We start from the raw sequence: 22,286 nt of genomic DNA on the forward strand, positions 1-22,286 counted from the left end.
ATGATCCCCGACCCCGTACTGGAAGTGGTCGTCACCTCCGCCGAGGAGGCCGTGGCCGCCGTCGCCGGTGGCGCCGACCGGCTGGAAGTGGCCACGGACATGCACGCCGACGGCATGACGCCGGCCCTCGCGGAGTTCCGCCGCGTCCGGGCGTCGGTGGACGTGCCGCTCCGGGTCATGCTCCGCGACCACGGCGGCTTCCGGGCGGCCGACCCGGAGCGGCTGCGGAACACGGCCGCGGCCCTGCGGGCAGCGGGGGCCGACGCGTTCGTCCTCGGATTCCTGACCCCGGGGGCGGCGCTGGACCTGCCGGCGATGACGGCCGTCCTCGCCGCGGTGCCCGGCTGCCGCTGGACCTTCCACCGGGCCATGGACCACGCGGCGGACCGCGCCGCGGTACGCCGCGCCCTCCACGCCCTGCCCGGCCTGGACACGATCCTCACCGCCGGCTCCGTCGCCGGTGTCGCGGACGGGCTGGACGTCCTCCTCTCGGAACCGGCCGCGCCCGCCCCCGCCGTCTCCGTCATGGCGGGCGGCGGGCTCCTCCCCGGCCACGTTCCCGCGCTGCGGGCCCACGGCATCCGCGCCTTTCACCTCGGCACCTCGGTACGCCACGGCGGCTGGAACACGCCGATCGACCCCGCCGCGGTCCGCCACTGGCGCGGCCTCCTCGACGGCGCCGCCCACCAGGAGCCGTACGCCCATGCCGGCTGAAACGACCCCGGCCGTCCGACCGTGCGAGTTCTGCGACATCGTGTCCGGCCGCCTGCACGCCGAGATCCTCCACGAGGACGAGTCCACGATCGCCTTCCTCGACCACACGGCGGTGATGGAGGGCCACACCCTCGTCATCCCCCGCCGTCACGCCACCGACATCTGGGAGATCACCGAGGACGACGCCGCGGCCGTCATGCGCACCGCCCACCGCATGGCTGGGGTGCTGCGCGGGGTGTTCGCCCCGGACGGCATGACGCTGTTCCAGGCGAACCGCCCTGCGGGCTGGCAGGACGTCTTCCACCTCCACGTCCACCTCGTCCCGCGGCGCGAAGCCGACCACCTGCACCGCCCCTGGCAGGCCACCCGGGCCGACGCCGCCACCCTCGCCGCGACCCGACGCCGCATCCTCGACCCCGGGTCCCGGCGCCCGCTCCCATGAGGAATGATCCCACCATGAACCCCCCTCACCTTCCGACGACCGAGTCGGCCGTCCGCGCGATACGCGAGATCGCGCAGGACCACCGCCTGAAGATGACCGTCACCGACGACATCGGCGCGGACCGCACCTCGCGCCGCACGACCGCCGACATCGGCACCACCCTCGACCCCGACGGCTCGCTGCCGCACGAGGCGTTCGTCGACCTCGAAGGCACGCCCACGGTCAGCGTCCGCCTCTTCCCCGAGGACGACGCGAACATCACGGTGGACCACGTCGAGTTCCTCGACGTCCCGCGCGACTCGGTCCCCGCCTTCCTCCGCTCCGTCTACGGCGGCCTCGCCTACACCAAGAGCCGTTTCTTCCCGCCCGGCCTGTGGCTGGTCGTCCCCCTGCCCGGCGACACGACGCACAAGGAACTTGTCACCCTCACCAACCCCAGCCCCTGGCTCCTGCAGATCTCCCGCTAGGGCTGACGCCGGCCGGCAGGCCGAGGGCGTCTCCGTAGCATCAGGGAGCGCTGGTGGTCGCCCATGTAAGGGAGATCGCAAGGGCCTCGCCAAGGTTCCCGGGGCCGCACGCCGCGTGGAAGGTCTTTTCAGCGGTCCAGGCCCAGACCCACGTGGGGGCGGGTGGTTGACGGAGCAATCTTTGGGCGCCCTCGCATCTCCCCCGGCGCCCTAACCTCCCTGTGCCAGCGTGTACTTGAACGCTCCACTATGCGTCCCGAGCGGATGCGCCCCCAGTACGGCGGTGGTTCAGTGGAAGAAGAAGCAATCCGCAATCAGGACTCGGGGGCGACAGATACGACCGAGGGAGGCCGTGACCATGAACAGCTTCCAGCTGGGCGAACCTTTGGACCAGAGCGGTGAGGGCTTCCACAACATGGCCCCGCCCGTCATATTCAGCACCCAGGCGACCGGATTCGTCGAACTGAAGACCCCCGAGGAGCTGCGCGCCTGGGAGGTGACCCTGCGCGCCACCACAGGCATGGAGATCTCCGCCGAGGCGCTGGCCGGCCACACCTGTGAGACGGGGTGCGGCCCCAACTGCTGCTGCGACAAGTGCGACGCGGCATGATCCTGGCCCTGTCGTACCACGAGGACCTGCACGCCGTCGCCGTCCAGCTCGCCGTCCGCGCCCGCGGCGAGGAGTTCCACATCGTGGAATGCGACTCGGTGAGCGGCAGGCCGGGCCTGTCCTGGGAGCTGGCCGGAGTGCTACCGGAAGACGGCTCGGTCGGGGGCTCCGGCTCCTCGGCCACCGTGCTGACGTCGGAGGGCCGGACGGTGGCCCCCGGCGAGGCGGAGCTGCTGTGGTGGCGCCGTGCACGGGCGGACCAGCTCACCATGTCCGGCGTGACATCGGGTGACGGGGAGGTCGGCGCGCAGCAGGTCACCCTGGTGAACAACGACTGCCGTGGAGCGCTGGCGGGCATCCTGGCCGCCTCGTTCCGCGGCGAGTGGATCTCCCCGCCGGAGGCGACCGACCGCGCGGGGGACAAGGTCTACCAGCTGTGGGTGGCCCAGCAGGCCGGTTTCCGCGTGCCGCGGACGCTGATCACGCAGTCGCGCGACGAGGTCGTCGACTTCACGCGCGAGGTCGGGCGGGTCATCGTCAAGCCCGTCGTGGGTGCGCCGGGCCCCTCCCTCCTCACCCAGTGGATCGACGACCCGCTGTCGCTGCCCGCGGAGTCCTTCGCGGTGTGCCCGGCGACCTACCAGGAGTACGTCCCGGGGCGGCACCACATTCGGCTCAACTGCTTCGGCGACCGGATGTTCGCGGCGCTGATCGAGACGGAGGAACTGGACTGGCGGCCCGACCTCCGCGTCCCGATCAGGCGGTGGCCGGTCCCCGAGGACCTGGCCCGGCTGGTCCGCAGGACCCTCGACCGGCTGGAGCTGCCGATGGGGGTGATCGACCTGAAACTCACCCCGGAGGGCGAGCCCGTCTGGCTGGAGGTCAACCCGCAGGGGCAGTTCCTGTTCCTGGAGCCGATCACCGGCGAGCCGCTGACGGAGCACTTCGCGGACTATCTGGTCGACACCGCAGCGAAGGCCGCAGGGGCTGCGACGCCCGTGGCGGACGCGACCCCTGAGACGTCAGCTCATTTGGTGAGTCTGCGGTAGCGCCGCTCCATGGGCGCGGCCACCTCGGGCTTGGGACCACCGGCTCATTCCGCGCTGTCACCCGCCGCCCAGCATGTGCAGGGCTTTGTCGAGCCGGACCTGCCTGGCCTGCGGCGTGAGCGCCTGAAGCAGCGGAAGGATCAGCAGGTAGCGCCCGGTCTTGTCGAGCGCCTCGAACGCCCTCTTGGCCTCAGGGTTCGCATCGAGCACCGCCGCGAGGTCGGACGGTACCGTCGCCGTCTTCTGAGACTCGTAGGCCGCCGCCCATCGCCCGTCCTCCTGCGCCCTGCGCACCTCGGCCAACCCGGGTTCGCGCATCCGCCCCGTGGCCGTCAGCACCGCCACCTTGTCCACGTTCACTTGTGACCACAGGCTCTTGGGCCGACGTGGCACGTACTTCTGCAGGTAGTACTGCTCGTCGAACGACCGCCGTTGCCCAGAGATCCAGCCGTAGCACAGCCCGATGTCGACCAACTCGTCGTCGGTGACCGTCGGAATGCCGGACTTCTTCTTGGCTACCTTGATCCACACGCCCTCCTGGCGCATGTAGTGCTCGGCCAGCCAGCTCTCGAACGCCGCAGCGTCCGCGAAAGCGATGGTCTCCACCCCCGTGATCTCATCCATGCGGCACAGGCTATCGCCCGCATGGCCAGGGCCGGTTCCGGCAGACTGCCACTTCCGATGTCCGGGCGTCGCGTCTCGGCCTCCACCGCTTCCTGGAAATGGTCCAGGGCATCGTCGTCAGGTTCGGATTCCCTGATGAGCCACAGGTCGAATGCGTACTGTTCAGCAGCGGGGCATTCTCCCCATGAGCTTCCAATCTGCTCTGGGCTCCACTGTTCTTCGGCTGCGCGTCGGATCGTTGATCCGTAGTGGGCGGCCGTCTCCTTCCGCCCCTTCCAGGCAGCATGTCCTTCGTAGACGCCGGGTTGGGGCAGGCTTACTTCTCCCGCCGGGCCGTAGCTCAGCTGGTTCACGACGAGTAGGCCCGTCGCGACTTCCAGGGTCACCGCAGTCACGCCTTCGGCGTCCACGGGAGGCTGTTGCGGGGTGTCCCAGATCCTGATGACGATCTCTACCGGGATGTCCGGCTGAAGGCTGTGCAGGTACAGGTGGTAGCCGTTGCCGGCGACGACCTGGGTCCTCGCCTTCTGCAGGGTCTCGTCGTCGCCGGTGTAGGCGTCGGAGTCGTACACCTGGATGATCCCGCGGTCGGGTCGGGCTGTGGTGCTGTAGTCGGCGATGAGAGCCATCGGTGTTCTCCGCGGGAGCTCAGGGGGTGATCTTCACGTGGAAGGGGTCGCCGTCAATGATGCGGTTCAGGGTGAACATCTCGTTGAGCCGCCGGCCGCCTGTCTCGTTGTCGGTTCCCTCTTCTGTTCGACGGAACGGCCCCGCCCGAAGGCACCGGCGGGGATCGGAGGAGGCGGCGCCTTTGGAATGTGCGGCGGACGGCACAATGGGCCCATGGGTTCCCCGGTCACGATCTTCAGGCTGTTCCGCCACCAGCCGTGCGGGCGCGAGCTGCTCGTGCGCGTGAAGCGGCCCGCCGCCTCCAACGCCGACCAGGGAGCACTGGACGCCGCCGACCGTATCGCCGACGCGGCGGCCGAACACCTCCGCGACCAGTGGGAGCAGCGGCACCTGCAGGACCTGTGCGCCCACCCGCACACGTCGGGCGTGGTCGCCGAGATGCAGGAGGTCCCCGTCGGCGACGACCTGTTCGGGCCCGGCCGCCCGTCCCTCGCGTTGTGGGTGGCGCAGACGGAGTACGGTGCGCCGTGGGCGGTTCTCGGGACCGCGGCGACCGAAGCCGAGTTCTGGCAGGAGGTCCGGCTCGACGACGACCTGGTCGGCCTCGGCCCGTCGGCGCCCGCCGAACTGCGCCACGTCCACTTCCTCACTGACGAGGACGCCCCCACTGTTCACGGTGCCGCGTGACGGTGCGCCGGTGATGGACGCGATCGATCTGTTGAAGCGGTACCTGGACCAGCCGATCGCGAAGGAGGGCGCGTTCTTCGAGGAGTGTCGGAGAGTGTCCCGCCGGCCGGGGTGGTGCGCGAGGAGTGGCGCAAGGCGGTGGTGGACGAGCGCGGCCGCGTCGAGCGCATCCCGTACGAGCTGTGCGTGCTGGTGTCGCTGCGGGACGCGCTGCGGCGCCGGGAGATCCGGGTGCAGGGCGCGGGGCGTACGGGGCGGCGGGCGGGGACCCGTGTACGGGTCCGGGCAGGACCTCCTCCCGCCCGCCGCCCGGCCGGCTCCGCGGCGGACCGCTTCACCAACCGCCGGGCGTCCCGCCGGGCGGGCGCAGGTGGCGGCGGTCAGCCGGCGGTGGGCCACTCCCACGGTTCCGCGTTGTAGCCGCGGAAGAGTTCGACGGCGGCGGGCTTCTGGTTCGCCGGGATCAGGAAGGCGGTGCAGATCTTCTCCGACTGGCCCGGGGCGAGGGTCTTCTCGCTCGGGGTCGAGGGGCAGTCGTTCCACTTCGCCCTGCCCATGAGGACGATCAGGGCGCGTGTCCGCAGGCCCGAATCCGTCCGGATCATCAGGCCGCCGTCCATGTCGCCGATCTTCATGGGCGTGCCGCTCTTGTGGGTGAGGGTCGACCGGACGAAGACGGGGATCTGGGGGCCGTCCTTGTCGTCCTTCTCCAGGCCGGAGTTGTCCAGGTCGGCCTGGGTTCCGGTGCGCACGTCCAGCGGGGTCACCGTGTACTTGGCGTCCTTCGAGTCGACCTTCTGGCTCTCCTGGAGCCAGCTCTCCTCGCCCATGCGGTACGTCTTCTTGGCGCCCGGCTTGGCCGCCGGCGACGCTGCGGCGGAGCCCTTGGCGGGCAGGCCGTTGCAGCCGGTCACGAGGGCGGCCGCGGTCACGGCCCCCACCATCGCCGACGCGGTGCGCGTCCACGTACGCATGCTCATCTCGCCCTTCTCCGGGCCGGGCAGGCCTCTGCCGCGGCCCGCACCTCAACGTTCCGGAGCGGCCATCTTCTCAGAAGTGAACATGCCAAAGCGCCACGAGGTCGACGCCGTGTTCCAGGCTCACGCCGCGTCTGCCGCAGTCCCGGGGGAACCACCAGTTCGCCGCCCCGTCCTGCTGGAAGCGCCGCTGATGTGGTGTGGGACGTCGATCGGGGCTGTAGTGCCTCGATGCGGGTGCGGAGGTCGGTCGTGTTCACCGGGCCGCTCCGGCCGTGAGGTGGGGGACGAGGCGGTCGAGGTAGTCGTCGTCGAGTGCTGCGGACTGGATTCCGGCCTGTTCGAGGAAGGTCGAGGTGGCGTCGGCTCGCACGTCCGGGGCGAGGTGGCCGTGGTCGGCGTCGTGGGTGAAGGTGCGGCGGTAGACGCCCTCCAGCATGATCATTTCCTTGACGTCGGGGTGGTCGGTGCGTGTGTCGAGCCTCTGCCACCAGCGGTCGGCGGGCAGCGGTTCGAGGCGGTGGCCGGCGCGGCGTGCGGCGGCGAAGAGGGCTTGGAGCATGAAGGGGCGCCGTCTGACGAGGTGGAAGGTGCGGCCTGCTGATTCCGGGTGGAGGGCGAGGACGGCGGTGGCACGGCTCACCGCGTCGGCGGTGTCGAGGGGAAGTCCGGCTGGGGTGTCGGGGGCGGCGCGCAGGGCCACGGCCGCGCGCAGGAGGGGTGCGAGGAGGTCAGATCCGAAGGGGGTGGCATCGGTGCGGGGGTCGCCGGTGATGATGCCGGGGCGCAGGAGGGTGATGGAGGCCCCTCGGGCTGCCGCGGCGCGGAGTTCGCCTTCTGCGGCGGCCTTGCTCCTGGGGTAGCCGAGGGGGCCTGCCGTCTCGGCGGTGGCGGGGGTGTTCTCGTCGACGACGGGGTGGCCTGCGGAGCGGGCGGCGATGAGGGTGCCCAGGGTGGAGACGGCGCACAGGCGGGGTCGGCGTCCGGTGAGGGCTGCGGCGTGTTCGGCGAAGGCGATCACCGCTCGGGTGCCGTGGACGTTGACGGGTGCGAGCGGGTCGTAGCCGGCGGCGAGGTTGACGGTCGCGGCGCAGTGGACGATGACGCCGACAGTCTGCGCGAGGGCGTCGTAGGAGCGGGGTGTGAGCCCGAGCAGCGGGCGGGTGATGTCGGCGGGTACGGCGTGCAGGCGGCCTTGGTGCTTGATGTCGGTGAGGTGGTCGTCGTGCAGCCGGTGCTGGAGGCGCGCGGTGGCTTCCTGCTGGTCCCGGCCCCTGACCAGGCAGTGGACGAGGGTGGCGTGGTCCAGCAGGCGGACGCACACGCGGCTGCCGAGGCTGCCGGTGGCGCCGGTGAGGAGTACGTGGCGCGGCTGGGGGTGGCGTTCGGTCATGCGTGCGGGCCCGTGGTGGTGCCCGCGTCGGTGGCGATCCTGGCGGCTACGGAGCGCAGGCTCTCGGAGCCCAGGAGGAGGGGTACGGGGATGTCGACGTCGAGGGTGCGGCGGAGCGCGCCGCGCAGTTCGACGGCCATGATGGAGTCGAGGCCGAGGCGGTTCATGGGGCGGGTGGTGTCGACCTGTTCGGCAGGCAGGCCGAGGACACGGGCCAGTTGGGTGACCATGAACTCGGTGACGGCCGCCGGCCCGGGGCGGGCGGCTGTTCGGGCGGCCGCGAGGGCTGCCTTCGCGGTGTCGGTCGTCGCCGGGGCCGGTTCGTCTTCCCGCGGTCCTTGTGGTGGGGCCGCCTCGCCGGCTGCCGCGGCGGACGGCGGTGCCGATGCGGGGGCGGGCAGGCCGTGCTCCTCGCCGGGCCGGGCGTCGTGCCCTGCCGGCTCGAAGGCCGCCGGGTGTGCGGCGCCCGGTACCGGGCCGGAGGTGGTGTCGGCGGCCGTCCGCGGCGGCGTCCACGGTTCCGGCCTGGACTTCGGCAGGCGTACGGGCTCCGGGTCCGCAGTCCCTCGGGGCGGGGTCGGGTGTGCGGCGGGGTGGGGGCCGAGCAGGGGGTCGGCGGCGTCGTGCGGGTAGGCGGCGAAGTAGGACGGCCAGTCCGGAGGCGGCTGTACGAGGTGGTTCCCGGGGGTGGTGAGCCAGGCGTCGAACAGGCCGGGCGCGTCGTCGGGAGCGATCGGGCCCATGCCGCGCGGCCGGACGTCGTGGCCGCTCTGGTCGCTGAGCCGGGCGGCCAGCCCGACCTGGGTCCAGTAGCCCCAGTTGATGACGGTGGCGGGCAGGCCGCGTGAGCGGCGGTGGGCGGCGAGGGAGTCGGTGAAGGCGTTCGCCGCGGCGTAGGCGCCGAGATGGCGGCTCAGGGTGAGTCCGCTGAAGGTGGAGGCAGCGGAGGAGAAGAGGGTGAAGAAGTCCAGTGCGTGGTCGCTGAAGGCCCGGTGCAGGGCCCAGGTGCCGGCGACCTTCGGCCGGAGGGTGCGGTCGAGGAGGTCCGGCGTCAGGTGGGCGACGGGCCCCGGTTCGAGTACGGCCGCGGTGTGCACCACGCCGGCGACGGGCGGAAGGCCCGCCGCGGCGCGGCGTTCGAGCAGGGAGGTGAGACCGGATGCGTCGGCCGCGTCGAGGACGGCGTACTCGACGCGGGCTCCGGTGGCGTCGAGTTCCCTCAGTAGGCCGAGGGCGGGGGCATCGTCCGGCAGTGACGCCAGATGGGTGCGGCCTGTGAGGATCAGGTGCCGGGCGCCGCGGTCGGCCAGCCAGCGGGCGACGAGGCCGCCGAGGCCGCCGAGGCCGCCGGTCACGAGGTAGGAGGCGTCGGGTCGGAGGTTGGGGCCGGGCGGTGCGGGATCGGCGGCGGGGGAAGCGGGGCGGGGGAAGTCCAGTACGACCTTCCCGGTGTGTCCGGACCGGGCCAGCAGGGAGAACGCCTCCCCGGCGTCCTCGGCCGGCAGGACGCGCACGGTCGGCGGGGCCAGCCGTCCTTCGGCGACGTTGATCGCCAGGTCGACGTAGCGGCCGTCGGGGTTGAGGAGGCTGAAGCCGGCTTCGACGACGGGCCCGATGCCGCTGCCCAGGACCACGTCCACGCCGCCGTTCCCTCCCGGGTCGCGGAACTCTCGGGCGAAGTCGGTGGAGCGGGAGTCCGCGACCCTGGCGACGCCGAGCTGTTCGAGGAGGGCGCGTTTGGCGGGGGTTCCTGCGGTGGCGTACACGGTCGCGCCGCACATGCGGGCGATGTCGAGTGCGGCGAGTCCCACTCCGCCGGTCGCGGAGTGGATCAGTACGCGTTCGCCGGGGGCGAGGCGTGCCCGGTCGACGAGGGCGTGGTAGGCGGTGGCGTGGGCCGCGGGGAGGGCCGCCGCCTCGGCGGGGCTGAGCGCTGCCGGACGGGGCTGCACCAGTTCGGCGGGGGCCAGGACGTGGCTGCTGAGGGCGGGGTGGGCGAAGGCGAGGACCTGGTCGCCGACGGTGAGGCCGGTGACTCCGGGGCCGAGGGCGGTGATGGTTCCGGCGCATTCGCAGCCCAGGCGGGGCGGACCGGCAGGGGCGTTGCCGTCGGTTCCGGTGACGGCGAGCACGTCGTGGTAGTTCAGGCCGGCGTGGGACACCTCGATCTCCACCTCGCCGGGGCCGGGCGGAACGCGCGGGGCGTCGTGGAGGGCAAGTCCGTGGATGCCTCCGGTGGTGTGCAGCCGCCGCAGCGCGGGGGCGGCCGTCGGCTGCCCGTCGTGGTCGGCCGTGGTGCCCGGACGGAGGCGGAGGGCCGTCGCGCGGCCGTCTCGGAGGGCCAGCCGGGGCTCCGGCGGGTCGGAGCGCACCACCTGGGCCAGGAGCCGGGCGCGGGTGCCGGGGGCGTTGCTGTCGGCGAGGTCGACCAGGGTCAGGCGCAGTTCCGGGTTCTCGCGTGCGGCGACGGGGCCCAGACCCCAGAGGGTGGCGCCCCACGGGAGCGGGTCGGAGCCGGTTCCGGCGGGTGCGTCGGGGCGGGCACCGCTGGTGGCCAGGTACACGCGCGGAAGGTGGCCGGGCGGGTCGTCGGCGAGTACGCGCACCAGGGTGGAGAACGCGGCACAGGAGCGGACGGCGGTCTCCTGCAGGGCGTCCGGCGCGGTGTCGTCGGGGGCGTCCTCGGTGGCGGGTGCCGTGGCGAGGACGATGATCGCGTGCAGTGGCGCGTCCTCGGCCGCCTCGGTCAGCAGGGCACGGATCTCGTCGGGGTCCTGGGGCAGGCCGGCGGCGGGGGTGACGGTGTGGCCGTGCCGGGTGAGTTCTCGGGTCAGTGCCCGGCCGGTCGCGTCGAGGGCTCCGAGGACGAGCCAGGAACCCGTACCGGTGGTGGGTTCGGCGAGGTGGACCGGTTCCCATGCCGTGGTCTGCCGCCAGCTGTCGTAGGCCGGCGACCTGGACGGGGGCGCTGGGCGGGGCGGCGCGGGCGGCCGCGGGCCGGGGCTGTCCTCTGCCGCGGCCGCTGCGGCCGTCGGTGTGGTTCCCCGGGCCGGTTCCGGGGCCGGCGGGTGGGGGTGCGGTGTGAGCCAGGCGGCGCGGAGCCCTGTCAGTTCCATGATCACTTCGTTCTGGTCGTCGGTGACGGTGACGTCGGCGGTGAAGGCGTCCCCGTCCCGGGCTGTGACGCGGGCATGGGACCAGGCCCGGCCGGCCGGCGGCATGCGCAGCGGGTGCACGCGGTCGAGGCCTGTCAGGACCAGGCCGCGGCGGCCCGGCGCCGGTGACGCGAGCAGCACGGCCGGCTGCATGCAGGCGTCCAGGAAGGCCGGATGGAGCAGGTGGCCCTGCGGGGGAAGGAGGACGTCCAGCTCGGCCAGGCACTCGTCGGGGGCCGCCCAGGCCCGCCGTACGGAAGAGAACGCCCCTTGCCAGGCGTTGCCGCCGTGCCGCGACAGCCGCTCGTAGAATTCGGCGCCGGTCAGCTCGGCGACGGTTGCGCGGACGGTCCGCAGCTGCTCGGTGCGGCGGGCAGGGACGGTGCGGGCGGCGGGGACGAGCGTCGCGGACGCGTGGCGCGTCCAGGCCGTCGCGGAGACCGTTCGCCCTTCCACCGCGACGCGGTGCGTGCCGCCGCCCGCCGTGGCCACGCGCAGCCGCGTGCCGGTCGGGCCGTCGAGGGGCAGCATCTCCTCGAAGCGGACGTCGGCCGGTTCGCGGCCGGGACCCGCGGCCCGCAGGCACAGCTCCAGGGAGACGGCGCCGGGCAGGACAGGACGGTCGGCGACGCGGTGGCCGAGCAGGTAGGCGTCGGTGCCGGCGAGGTCCAGCGCGGCGTCGAGCAGGGACTCGGTCGACTCCTGCGTCAGCGCCGCCGGGTCGTCGGACACGGCCGCCGGGGGGCGGGCTCCGCTGGGGGCGGGGGCGGCGCCCGGGCGGGCACCGATCTCCGGCCAGCGGTAGGAGGGCGCCTGGTGCCAGTGGCGTTCGCGCTGCCAGGGGTAGCGCGGCAGGTCCACGGGGTGGTGGCCGGTGCCGTGGACGCCGTCCCAGTCAATGTCCGCGCCTGCCTCGTACAGTGCGGCCAGGGCCCGGTAGAGGGACAGCAGTTCGGGTTCTCCCCGCCACAGCGTGCCCAGCACGGTGTCGCTCTCGGGTGTGGTCGCGGCGAGCGCGGGGGTGAGGATCGGGTGCGGGGAGATCTGCAGGAAGACGGTCGGGCGAGGGCCGCTCGCGGCGCGGACCGCGGGCTCCAGCCGCACCGTCTCCCTGAGGTTGCGCCACCAGTACTCGGCGTCGAGGTCCGATCCGCCGACCTCGCCGCCGGTGACGGTGGAGAGGAACGGGATGCGGGCCCGACGCGGTGCGAGTCCGGTCAGTGCCTTGAGCAGGGGGCGGCGTACCGGGTCGATCTGGGCGCTGTGTGCTGCGTAGGCGACCTGGACCGTGCGGCAGGTCAGGGCACGGTCGGCGCAGGCGCGGACGAGGCGCTCGATCTGGCGTGGCGATCCGGCGACGACGGTGGCAGCGGCGCTCTCCTCCACGGCCACCGATGCACGCACGCCCAGTTCGGCCAGGAGGCGTCGGACCCTGTCCGGGCCGGCGGCAATACGGGCCATGGCTCCGGGCGGCGCGAGCTTGTCGATGAGGGCGGCGCGCAGGCAGCTGAGGCGTCCGGCGTCGGCGAGGTCGAGAGCGCCCGCGCAGTACGCCGCGGGGATCTCGCCCTGGCTCTGGCCGAGGACGGCGTCGGGCCGGATGCCCCAGGAGGCCCAGAGGTCGCACAGTGCCGTGCTGACGGCCCACAGGGCCGGCTGTACCAGGGCGGTGCGCTGCTGCCAGGTGGTGTCGTCGTCGTGGAGGGCTTCGGTGAGGGACCATCCCGTGTGCGTGGCGACGATGTCCGCGCACCGTTCCAGGGTGGCCGCGAACACGGGCTGCTCGGTGAGGAGTTCGCGGCACATTCCGGTCCAGTGGGACCCCTGGCCCGGGAACACGAAGACGATCCGGGGCTTCTCCCTGGGCTCGGAACCCCCCGGCTGTCCGGCCGCCCGCCTGAGCTCTTCGGCGAGGCCTGACGGGGAGGCGGCAACGAACGCCCGGCGGTGCTCCCAGTGGGTGCGTCCGCGGGCGGCCGTCACGCACCGGGCGGCTGCATCGGCGGACCGGCTTGCGGTGGTTTCCTCCAGCAGGGTCAGGTGCGCGTCGGTCAGGTGCGCGAGGGCTTGCGGGGACCGTGCCGAGACGGGCAGGAGCAGGGGGCGTCCGCCGGGCGGGAATGCGGCCGGGCGGGGAGGGGCCGAGGCGAGGACCGCGTGGACGTTGGTGCCGGTCGCGCCGAAGCTGTTCAGTCCGGCCAGCAGCGGACGGTCCCCCGGGGCCAGGTCACGGCCGGTGGCCGGTACGGTCAGGGCGCTGCCGGCGGCGGTGACGGCCGGGTTCGGCGCAAGGAGGTGCGGGTTGCCGGGGACGTGGCGCCGCTCCAGGGACAGGACCGTCTTGATCAGCCCGGCAATGCCGGCTGCGGCCTCCGTATGGCCGATGTTCGTCTTCACCGACCCCACCAGGCAGGGCTCCCGGTCTTCGGCGCGCCGTACCAGTACCTCGCCGAGCGCGGTGAGCTCGACTCGGTCGCCCAGCGGTGTGCCCGTGCCGTGGGCTTCCACGAAGTCGATGTCGGCGCCGTCCGCACCCGCCGCCTGCAGGGCGCTGCGCATGGTGGCGGCCTGGGCGGACTGGTGGGAGGCCGCCATGCCGTTGCCGGTGAAGCCGTTGTTGCCCGCCGCGCTGCCGGTGATGACCGCGCGGACGCGGTCCCCGTCGGCGAGCGCGGCGTGCAGGGGTTTGAGGAGGACCATGCCCGCGCCTTCGCTGCGGACGAAGCCGTCGGCAGCGGTGTCGGCGAACTTGCAGCTGCCGGTGGGCGACAGCGCTCCGGCCCAGCCGAACGTGAGGTGCATGTGCGGGGTGAGGATCAGGTTCACGCCTCCCGCGAGAGCCGTCCGGCACTCCCCCGCACGCAGGCTCTGACAGGCCAGGTGGACCGCCATCAACGAGGAGGAGCAGGCCGTGTCCACGGTCAGCGAGGGTCCGGTCAGGCCGAACGCGTAGGAGATCCGGCCGGAGTAGGCGGCGCGGGAGGCCGAACCGAGCTCGGAGTAGATGTCCAGGCCGTCCAGGTCGGGGATCTGCCGCAGCCAGTAGTCCCCGGAGATCGCGCCTACGAAGACCCCCGTGGCCGCCGAAGCGAGTCGCTCGCGCGGCACGAAGGCGTCCTCCAGGGCCTCGTGGGTGGTCTCCAGCAGGATCCGCAGCTGTGGATCGGTACGGGCGGCCTCGCGCGGTGGCATGTCGAAGAAGCGGCTGTCGAACCGGTCGATCCCCGGCAGGAACCCGCCGCGGTCGGTGGGGATCCGGCCGGGGGTCCGCGGCGTGCGATCGTGCAGCTCACGCATCCACGGACGGTCAGCCGGCGCCCGGGAGACGGCTTCGCGCCCTTCGAGGAGCAGGTCCCACAGGGCATCCGGACTGCCTGCGCCGGGGAAACGGCCGCTCATGCCGATGACGGCGATCGCGCCACCGTGGTCCGCGATCGGTCCCGCCGGCCCGTCCACGTTTTCCTGCGCCATGCCCGCTCTCCCACTCGTGAAGGACGCGCCGGCCGCCCTCCACACCGCTCGGCGGCGAAGCCCGTTCCCACCGCGCGCCCGTCTCGTGCTGTGCGCTCCGGCCCTCAGCCGCGGGCGCCCCGATTCCTTGATCGTGAAGAACAACCTAGTCAGCGGCCGGCGGTAGGGACAACGCCGAAATCCACTCACCCACAGGCCCGAAACCGCCATGCCCGGGCCGACGGCGAGGCCGCCGTCGCCACGGCGATCCCCATGCCGCGCCGACGCCCTCGGGGCCGGGCGTTGAGCGGCTGGCGGATGCGTGCGGCACGGCGCGGAACCTCGCCCGTTCACACCCCTTCCGGGCACCGGCCGTGCGCGCGGCCGCGGGTGTTGCCCCGACCGTCGCACCATGTGGATCATGTTCGCGACAACCGGGCCGGCGGTGCGCCTGCCGTTCCGGACGCGCGGAAGTGTGAGGACGGCCGCAGGCGGGCGGGAGAGCCGGCCCGCGGGGCCAGCGGATGGGGGGCGGGCAAGCGTGGTCGTACGGGCGGAGCCGTGGGAGAGCGGACCGCAGGCCGGGGCCTCGCCGGTGTGGCTGCTGCTCGGGCCCGCGATGCGGGGCAGGCTCAGCCGTCTCCTGGCGGCCTCGTTCGGCGAGGCGTTCGGGCCGGGCAGCGCCGTGCTGTCGGAGCGGCTCGTGTACGGCATCCGCGGGGGCGAGCTGACGCTGTCCGATCTGGACGGCCGGCCGATGGCGGTGCCGCGGGTGGTGTACGCGCGTTTCTCCACCGACCGGATCGTCACGGACCGGGAGATCACGCTGCTGCGGCACCTCCGGCGGATGGGCGTACGGGTGGTCAACGACGCCGAGGCGTACCTGGTGTGCATGAACAAGTTCCAGCAGTTGCAGGACCTCGCGACGGCCGGGCTGCCGGTGCCCGACACCGAGTCCTACGCCGACGCCTTGCTGGCGGAAGTCGTGGAGCGGACGCGGCCGTGGGAGGGGCCGCGGGTGGTGAAGGCTGCACGGGGGAACCGGGGCAGCCGGGTCTTCCTCGCCCCCGACGCGGGGATGCTCGCGGACGTCGAGGGCAGCCTCAGGCAGGACGTCCCCTACCTCTTCCAGGAGTATCTCGCCTCTTCCCGGGGCCGGGACCTGCGCGTGGTGGTCGTCGGCGGGCAGGCGGTGGCCGCCGAGGTACGCACCAACACCGGCGGCGGGTTCAAGTCCAACCTCGCCCGGGGAGGGACACCGGACCCGTGCCCGGGCCGCTACCCCGAGGGCGAGGAACTCGCCGTGCGGGCCGCGAAGGCGCTCGGGGTGGACGTGGCCGGGGTCGACCTGCTGTTCACCGCCGACGGCGGATTCGTGGTGTGCGAGGTCAACCCGTGCCCGAACTGGACCGAGGTCCTCCCCCAGGTTGCCCCCGCGATCGTCGCCGCCTGCCGGAAGCGTGCGGCGGGCGGCTGACCCGGTGCACCGCGGCGCCCGGCCGGGCGGCCCCGCACGGCACTGATGCGATCATGACAGCATGCCCGATGCCTTGCCCCTGCACGGACGCCTGGTGCGTCTGGAACCCATGGCTCCCGCCCATGCCGAGGGCCTGCTGGCCGCGGCCACCGAGGACCGTGCCACCTTCGGATACACCTACGTCCCCGCCGACGCTGCGGCCGTCGAACGGTACATCGAACGCGCCCGCCTCGACGGCGAAGCCCACCTCGCCGTCACCTACACCATCGTGCGCGCCCAGGACGGAAGGGTCGCGGGCACCAGCAGGCTCCGCGACCTCGAACACTGGCACGCCGGCGTGTGGCCCCCGCGCCCTGGCCGCGCCAACCCCGACACCATCCCCGACGCCGGGGCGATCGGCTCCACCTGGCTCGCCCCCTGGGCCCAGCGCACCGGCATCAACACCGAAACCAAGTACCTGCTGCTGTCCATGGCCTTCGACCAGTGGAACGTCCACCGCATCTCCCTGCACGCCGATGCCCGCAACACCCGCTCCCGCACCGCCATCGAACGCCTCGGCGCCGCCTTCGAGGGCATCCGCCGCGCCCACTTCCTCGCCGCCGACGGCGGCATACGCGACTCCGCCCTCTACTCCATCACCCGCGACGACTGGTCCCACGTCCGCGAACAGCTCACCAAAACCCTCGACCAGCACACCACCGGAAGCTGAACCCGCACCAGCCCCGGCCTCGGAGACAAGCGGCCCGCAGCCGGGCCGACCGCCCAGTCCCACTCCCACGGACGCGAGGGCAGGCTCAGGCAGAAGGCCCGTATCTCCTCCACGGCCATCCGGCAAGCAGCGGCACGAGCGGCTCCGGTGTGCTGCCGGCCCTCGGCGTGCTTGGAGACGGACGAGGAGTGGAGCGAGGTCGCGCGTCACGTCGAGGAGACGTGTGGGCCTGCCGCTCCGAGAGTGATGGCCGCCTTCGACGCCGAGTGCGGCCGGAGCCCGCCTCTACCAATATCTCGGCATCCACCCCGTCGGCTCGTACACGCTTCCCGCCGGCCCTGCCGTGATCACCGTCCTGGGCGACCCGCGCCTGCCCACCCGGGTGCAGAACGGCCCGTTGTGAGCGACTGCGTTCACCGGCGCGGGCCACCAGCCCCCGGCGGAAGACGAGCCGGGCGGCGGCGGGAAGGCCCCGCACCGCTCGTTCGGATGAACCGGGACGGGACGGAGAAGGCCCGCGGTGGCCGCGTACCCGGGCAGGGCGCGGCTGCCCGTGCCCGTCATGAGGCTTCGGCGCTCCGAGGCTGACGTACTGTCATGCCGCCATCGTGTGCAGGGGCATCGGATACAGGAGGACGTGTGGGCATCACCTTCGTCGTGGGCAGCGGACGCTGCGGGTCGACCATGCTGTCCCGCGCGCTCCAGGCGCATCCCGACGTGCTGAGCATGAACGAGTTCTTCACCTCCGTGGCCTGCCGGGGGACCGTCGGCTTCGGCGACCGGACGGTCGGCGGCCGCGAGTTCTGGGCGGTGCTGGGCGGGCCCGTACGCCCCCTCGACGCCATCGCCGCTTCCACGCACCCGATGCCGGAGCTGCTCTACCCCTACGCGAGCGGCCGGTTCCGGCCCGAGACCGGCGTGCCCACCGTCTCCCACATGACCCTGCCGGCCCTCACCGGCGCCCCCGACGCGCTGCACGACGAACTCGCCGGCGCCGTGTCCGCCTGGCCGGCCCGGAACCTGCCCGACCAGTACCGCGCGCTCTTCGAACACCTCCGGCAACGCCAGAACGCCTCGGTGGTGGTGGAACGCTCGGGCGCCTCCCTCGCCTTCCTCCCCGCCCTGCGCGCCATGTTCCCCGAGGCCCGTTTCGTGCACCTGAGCCGCTCCGGACCGGCCGTCGCCCTGTCGATGAGCCGGCACATCGGCTTCCGGACACTGCTGCTGCGCACACAGGCGATGACGCTGCTCGGTCTGACCTCGCCCTTCGAACTCGGCCCCGAACACGTGCGGCTGCTGCCCGGTCACCTCGCCCACCTGGCCGAGGACGTGGACTGCGACCTCGTGATGCGGTCCCCCATCCCCCTGGCCGCGTTCGGCGCGTTCTGGTCGCACCTCGTCGTCCAGGGCGTCGACGAGATGGCAAGCCTGCCGGCCGACCGGCGGATGGCCCTGTCCTACGAGGAGATCCTCGACGACCCGGAGCACCACTTCGCCCGCCTGGCCGTGTTCGCCGGTGCCGACCCGCACCCCGGCTGGCTGCGCGAGGCCGCCGCTTCCGTCATCCGCACCGACCGCACGCCCGTCACCGACCCGGACACCCTCGACGCCTGTACCCCGGGCACCCGAGCCCTGGACCGCCAGACAGCCCTCTTCACCGGCGTCCCCGACACCGTGCCCGCCAACACCCGCTGACGCGCCGGCCGCGCTCAAGGGCGAGGCGCAGCGGACGGCGGCGAAGCCGGCCGGCCGGGTCCCGGGCTCCGAAGCCTCCACCTCTCGCTGCACCGGGCGGCAGGGTTCACGCTGTAGCGGCGGGCGAAGGCCGGCCACCTCGGCTCGCCGCGCCTGCCCTCGGTCGCCGAGAGGCCGGGCGTGCGCGATGGGCCTGGGGCCGTCGGCGACCTTGTGGGTGGCGGTGTTGTAGCGAAGGTCTTTGTCGGCCTTGAAGAGCAGGAGGTCGGCCGCGCCCCCATGGCAGGCGGCGGTGATGCCGGACCTCGCAAAGCCGCGCGCACCGCCTCCGGGTCGGCGGCCTGCTCCTCGTCGTAGATCTCGCGTACCGAACGCACCATCGGACCATCCTCGGTGCCCCGGCCGCGTAACAGCACCGGGACCGCCGGCCACCAGCTGCCGGTCCCAGTCACCCCGCGCGCCGCGCACCGTCGACAACCCGGCCGATGACCCGAATCGGCGATACCACCACATCTGTTGCGCTGGGTACGTCCATGCCCTCGGGGAACGGTCGAGGCCCGCGTCGGGCGACCGTTCTCCACCTCCTCGCGGACCCGCTCCGCTCCCGGCGCTCCCGGTGAGCCGTGTTCACGCCCCTTCGCGGCGGTCACCGCGATGCCACCATCACGACCGTGGAGCCCGACGGACCGCCGTGAACCCTGCGGCCCGCCCCCTCCACGGCCCGACACCAACTGCCAGGAGCTCGAGGATGTCGCCGATGGACGACGGAGTCCTCCGGGACCTGGTGCGAGCGGCCGTGGGCCGGGCCCAGGGCCGCCTTCTCGCTCTCCAGGCTCCGCAGGGGTGGTGGAAGGGGGAGCAGAACGCGAACATCACGATGGATGCCGAGGACCTCCTCTTCCGCGAGTTCCTCGGCGTCCGAACCACGAGGCAGACCTCGGAGACGGCCCGTTGGATCCGGTCCCAGCAGAGCGAGGACGGGTCCTGGCCGGTCTTCCGCGGCGGCCCCGGCGACCTGTCCACGACCGTGGAGGGCTACGTCGCCCTGCGCCTGGCCGGGGATGGTCCGGCGGAACCCCACATGTGCCGGGCAGCCGCCCGGGTACGGGAACGGGGAGGGATCGCCGCCAGCCGGGTGTTCACCCGGATGTGGATGGCGCTGTTCGGGCTGTGGCCGTGGCGGCGGTTGCCCGTCCTGCCGCCCGAGCTGGTCCTGCTGCCCCGCGGTGCCCCGCTGAACATGTACGACTGGGCCTACTGGGCCCGCCAGACGGTTCTCCCGCTCACCGCGGTCAGCCACTTCCGGCCGGTCCGGACCCTGCCCTTCACCGTGCCCGAGCTCCACGCTCCGGCGGCACCGTCGGCGCCGCGACCCCCTTCCTGGAGCCTGCCCGGTGCCTTCCTGCGCCTCGATTCCCTCCTGCGGCTGTGGGAGGACGGTGTCCCGCACCGCCACAAGCCGTTGCGGCGACGCGCCCTGCGCGCGGCGGAGCGGTGGATCCTCCTCAGGCAGGACGCCGACGGCAGCTGGGGCGGCCTCCAACCCCCCTGGGTGTACTCCGTACTGGCACTCCACCTGCTCGGATACCCGCTGCACCACCCCGCCCTCCGGTCGGCCGTCGACGGGATCGACGCCTTCACCATCCGCGAGGAGCTGCCGGGCGGTACGGTCCGCCGGATCGAGGGCTGCCAGGGGCCCGTCTGGGACACCGCGCTCGCCCTCGTCGCCCTGCTGGACTCGGGCCTCGCCCCCGGCCACCCGGCGGTCACCGCGGCGGCCCGATGGCTGCTCGGGCAGGAGGCGCGTTCGCGCGGGGACTGGTGCGTGCGCCGCCCGGAGCTGCAACCGGGCGGCTGGGCGTTCGAGTTCCACAACGCCCACTACCCCGACGTCGACGACTCCGCCGAAGTCGTCCTCGCCCTCGGCCGGGCCGCCCCCGCCGACCCGTCCCTGGCCGGCCGGTCACGCGCGGCCCAGGCGCGGGCCGTGAACTGGGTGCTCGGCATGCAGTCGCGGGACGGCGGGTGGGGGGCGTTCGACGCCGACGGCACCTCGGTGCTCGTCGGACGGCTGCCGTTCTGCGACTTCGGCGAGGTCACCGACCCTCCGTCCGCCGACGTGACCGCACACGCGGTGGAGATGCTGTGCGCCCAGGGGCGAGCGGGAGCACCCGCCACCCGCAGGGCGGTCCGGTACCTGCTGGCGTCCCAGGAGGCCGACGGGTCGTGGTTCGGGCGGTGGGGCGTCAACCACGTGTACGGCACCGGCGCGGTCCTCCCCGCCCTCGCCGCGGCCGGCCTCGACGGGAGGCATCCGGCGATGCGGCGGGGCGCCGACTGGCTCGTACGGCACCAGAACACGGACGGCGGCTGGGGCGAGGACCCGCGTTCCTACGACGATCCGGCCTGGACCGGCCGCGGCACCTCCACCCCCTCCCAGACGGCCTGGGCCCTGCCGGCGCTGCTCGCCGCCGGACGCGCCGGCGGTACTCCCGTCGAGCGCGGTGTCCGCCACCTCGTCACCACACAGCGCGGCGACGGCGGCTGGGACGAGGAGCAGTACACGGGAACCGGCTTCCCCGGCGACTTCTACATCCGCTACCACTCCTACCGCGACGTGTTCCCGCTGACCGCCCTCGGCCGCTACCTGGCCGCCCCCGCGGACGCGGAGCACGTACGTGCCTGAGCCCGGAGTCGTCGTCATCGGGGCCGGAATCGCGGGCCTGACCGCCGCGTCGATCCTGCAGCGGCACGGTCACCAGGTCACCGTCCTGGAACGCGCACCGCGGGTCGGCGGCCGTATCCGCACCGAGGGGGTAGGCGGGCACCGCGTCGACGTCGGCGCCGAGTACGTCACGGACGCCCACCGGCACACCCGCGACCTGCTGTCCGAGCTGGGCATGGCCGGGCAACTGCGCCCCGTACCCCTGGACATCGCGCTCCTCGACGGCGGACTGCCGGAGCGGCTGGCCCTGCGTTCGTTCTTCGCGGGCCGCCATCTGAGCCCGACGGCACAGGCCGCACTGGTACGCGCCTACCTCACCGTCCTGCGTCACCGCCATGAGCTGTCCTTCAGCGACATGACCCGCGCCCACCGGCTCGACACGGCCACCACCGCCTCTCTGTTCCCCGCCTGGGGCCAGGACGCCGTCACACGGTTCCTGAACCCGATGATGCGGGCCTTCCTCTTCTCCGGCCCGTCCCGCACGTCGCGGGCCGTCATGCTCGCCTACCTCCGGCTCCTCCTCGGCCTGCGCGCCGTCGACACCCTGGACGGCGGGCTGGAACGCCTGCCCGGCCGGCTCGCCGCCACCCTGGACGTGCGACTCGGCCACGAGGCCGTCAGCGTCTTCGAGGGGCCGCTGCCGGCGGACGGGAACGCGTCGGCCTACCGTGTGGACGTGCACCCTCCGGCGGGCCGCCGACCGTACTCCCTCGACGCCGACGCCGTCGTGTGCGCCACCACCGCGTCGGCGGCCGCGCGCCTGCTCAGACCCACGGGCCCACCGGTCCAGAAGGCACTGTCCACGGTGCGCTACGCCTCTGCGGCCGTCCTCAACTGCGACCTCACGGTCAAGGTCTCCTCACCCGCCCGGTGGGTCATCGACATGGGCCGGAGGGACACAGCGGTCGCCATCATGCGGATCGTCCCCGGTGACGTCTCGGACGTCCTGACCCTCTGGAGTCCGGGCGGCCCGACGGGAGCCCTGCTCTGCGACTCGTCGGACGAGGACGTGCTGCACCGCATGACCGGAGCCCGCGCCTCGGAGACCCTGCTGCCGCAGGGGCGTTCCGCGATCCGTTCGTTCCGGGTCGACCGGTGGCCCGAGGCGCTGCCGGAGTTCCCCGTCGGCCACCTCGCCCGCATCCGGCAGGTGACCGCCGCTCTGCCCGGCGGCCTGACCCTGGCCGGAGACTACCTGGGCGGCCAGAACATCGAGGCGGCCATCGTCAGCGGCCGTACCGCAGCCCGGGTCACACTGGGGCACCTGGCCCACTGACCGGCGCCGGCTCGCTCAGGGAGCGGGGTGCTGCGGCAGGGCCGCGTAGGCGCTGGTGGATCCGTCGCGCGGGCGCCGGAGGCGGCTGCTGTGCGCCAGTACCGCCACGATGTCGAGGTCGCGCCCCGACCCGTCACCGGTTGCGGCCGGCTCGCCGGGCCGGGTGCCCCGCGGGCCGGCCGCGGTGCCGGCGCCGCGGGCGGGCG

At 73.3% G+C, this 22,286-nt stretch carries 17 protein-coding genes; 12 read left to right on the plus strand and 5 right to left on the minus strand.

Annotated elements, in window-relative coordinates:
• From ACQKM2_RS20225 to ACQKM2_RS20245, 5 genes are all read left to right on the plus strand, one after another.
• A complete protein-coding gene (locus ACQKM2_RS20225; RefSeq protein WP_427711480.1) occupies positions 1-714 on the plus strand; it encodes a copper homeostasis protein CutC in 714 nt (237 codons plus the stop codon).
• Positions 704-1,156 (plus strand): HIT family protein, encoded by a 453-nt coding sequence (locus tag ACQKM2_RS20230; protein ID WP_427711481.1) that lies wholly within the window; start codon positions 704-706, stop codon positions 1,154-1,156. Before ACQKM2_RS20225 ends, ACQKM2_RS20230 begins: the two co-directional genes overlap by 11 nt.
• Before the next feature lie 14 nt (positions 1,157-1,170).
• The gene (locus ACQKM2_RS20235; protein WP_427711483.1) at positions 1,171-1,623 is read left to right on the plus strand and encodes a hypothetical protein; all 453 of its coding nucleotides are present in this window, start codon (positions 1,171-1,173) and stop codon (positions 1,621-1,623) included.
• Between the two features lie 358 nt (positions 1,624-1,981).
• Complete coding sequence (locus ACQKM2_RS20240) at positions 1,982-2,233, plus strand: hypothetical protein (protein WP_427711485.1); 252 nt, start codon at positions 1,982-1,984, stop codon at positions 2,231-2,233.
• Positions 2,230-3,282 (plus strand): ATP-grasp domain-containing protein, encoded by a 1,053-nt coding sequence (locus ACQKM2_RS20245; RefSeq protein ID WP_427711486.1) that lies wholly within the window; start codon positions 2,230-2,232, stop codon positions 3,280-3,282. The genes ACQKM2_RS20240 and ACQKM2_RS20245 overlap by 4 nt, the downstream gene beginning before the upstream one ends.
• Positions 3,283-3,339: 57 nt before the next feature.
• Here the strand turns inward: ACQKM2_RS20245 and ACQKM2_RS20250 are convergent, their stop codons facing one another.
• A complete protein-coding gene (locus ACQKM2_RS20250; RefSeq protein WP_427711488.1) occupies positions 3,340-3,906 on the minus strand; it encodes a YdeI/OmpD-associated family protein in 567 nt (188 codons plus the stop codon).
• Positions 3,798-4,535: a hypothetical protein gene (locus tag ACQKM2_RS20255; protein ID WP_427711490.1), complete on the minus strand. Its 738-nt coding sequence runs from the start codon at positions 4,533-4,535 to the stop codon at positions 3,798-3,800. The genes ACQKM2_RS20250 and ACQKM2_RS20255 overlap by 109 nt, the downstream gene beginning before the upstream one ends.
• A 214-nt stretch (positions 4,536-4,749) precedes the next feature.
• Between ACQKM2_RS20255 and ACQKM2_RS20260 the strand changes: the two genes are divergently transcribed.
• Positions 4,750-5,223: a hypothetical protein gene (locus ACQKM2_RS20260; protein ID WP_427711492.1), complete on the plus strand. Its 474-nt coding sequence runs from the start codon at positions 4,750-4,752 to the stop codon at positions 5,221-5,223.
• Between the two features lie 84 nt (positions 5,224-5,307).
• A complete protein-coding gene (locus ACQKM2_RS20265; protein ID WP_427711494.1) occupies positions 5,308-5,643 on the plus strand; it encodes a hypothetical protein in 336 nt (111 codons plus the stop codon).
• On the opposite strand, the gene ACQKM2_RS20270 is transcribed toward ACQKM2_RS20265, so the two are convergent.
• The 3 genes from ACQKM2_RS20270 to ACQKM2_RS20280 all read right to left on the minus strand — a co-directional run bounded on the left by ACQKM2_RS20270 (position 5,604) and on the right by ACQKM2_RS20280 (position 14,219).
• Positions 5,604-6,203, minus strand: coding sequence for a hypothetical protein (locus ACQKM2_RS20270; RefSeq protein WP_427711496.1), 600 nt, complete (start codon positions 6,201-6,203; stop codon positions 5,604-5,606). The two genes, ACQKM2_RS20265 and ACQKM2_RS20270, sit on opposite strands and share 40 nt — an antisense overlap.
• Before the next feature lie 253 nt (positions 6,204-6,456).
• On the minus strand, positions 6,457-7,593 hold the full coding sequence (locus tag ACQKM2_RS20275) for an SDR family oxidoreductase (protein WP_427711498.1): 1,137 nt from the start codon (positions 7,591-7,593) through the stop codon (positions 6,457-6,459).
• The gene (locus ACQKM2_RS20280; RefSeq protein WP_427711500.1) at positions 7,590-14,219 is read right to left on the minus strand and encodes an SDR family NAD(P)-dependent oxidoreductase; all 6,630 of its coding nucleotides are present in this window, start codon (positions 14,217-14,219) and stop codon (positions 7,590-7,592) included. The genes ACQKM2_RS20275 and ACQKM2_RS20280 overlap by 4 nt, the downstream gene beginning before the upstream one ends.
• 520 nt (positions 14,220-14,739) lie before the next feature.
• Between ACQKM2_RS20280 and ACQKM2_RS20285 the strand changes: the two genes are divergently transcribed.
• The 5 genes from ACQKM2_RS20285 to ACQKM2_RS20305 all read left to right on the plus strand — a co-directional run bounded on the left by ACQKM2_RS20285 (position 14,740) and on the right by ACQKM2_RS20305 (position 22,080).
• A complete protein-coding gene (locus ACQKM2_RS20285; RefSeq protein WP_427711502.1) occupies positions 14,740-15,675 on the plus strand; it encodes a RimK family alpha-L-glutamate ligase in 936 nt (311 codons plus the stop codon).
• A gap of 61 nt (positions 15,676-15,736) precedes the next feature.
• Positions 15,737-16,384 carry a GNAT family N-acetyltransferase gene (locus tag ACQKM2_RS20290; RefSeq protein ID WP_427711504.1) on the plus strand — a complete coding sequence of 216 codons (648 nt, stop codon included), beginning with the start codon at positions 15,737-15,739 and terminating at the stop codon, positions 16,382-16,384.
• 639 nt (positions 16,385-17,023) lie between these two features.
• Positions 17,024-18,079 (plus strand): sulfotransferase, encoded by a 1,056-nt coding sequence (locus ACQKM2_RS20295; RefSeq protein WP_427711506.1) that lies wholly within the window; start codon positions 17,024-17,026, stop codon positions 18,077-18,079.
• A 748-nt stretch (positions 18,080-18,827) separates the two neighbouring features.
• Positions 18,828-20,765 carry a squalene--hopene cyclase gene (gene shc / locus ACQKM2_RS20300; RefSeq protein WP_427711508.1) on the plus strand — a complete coding sequence of 646 codons (1,938 nt, stop codon included), beginning with the start codon at positions 18,828-18,830 and terminating at the stop codon, positions 20,763-20,765.
• A complete protein-coding gene (locus ACQKM2_RS20305; RefSeq protein ID WP_427711510.1) occupies positions 20,758-22,080 on the plus strand; it encodes a protoporphyrinogen/coproporphyrinogen oxidase in 1,323 nt (440 codons plus the stop codon). The genes shc and ACQKM2_RS20305 overlap by 8 nt, the downstream gene beginning before the upstream one ends.
• Positions 22,081-22,286: the final 206 nt, after the last annotated feature.

Origin of the sequence: Streptomyces sp. NPDC004126 (assembly GCF_050275515.1) — a bacterium.
GTDB lineage: Bacteria > Actinomycetota > Actinomycetes > Streptomycetales > Streptomycetaceae > Streptomyces.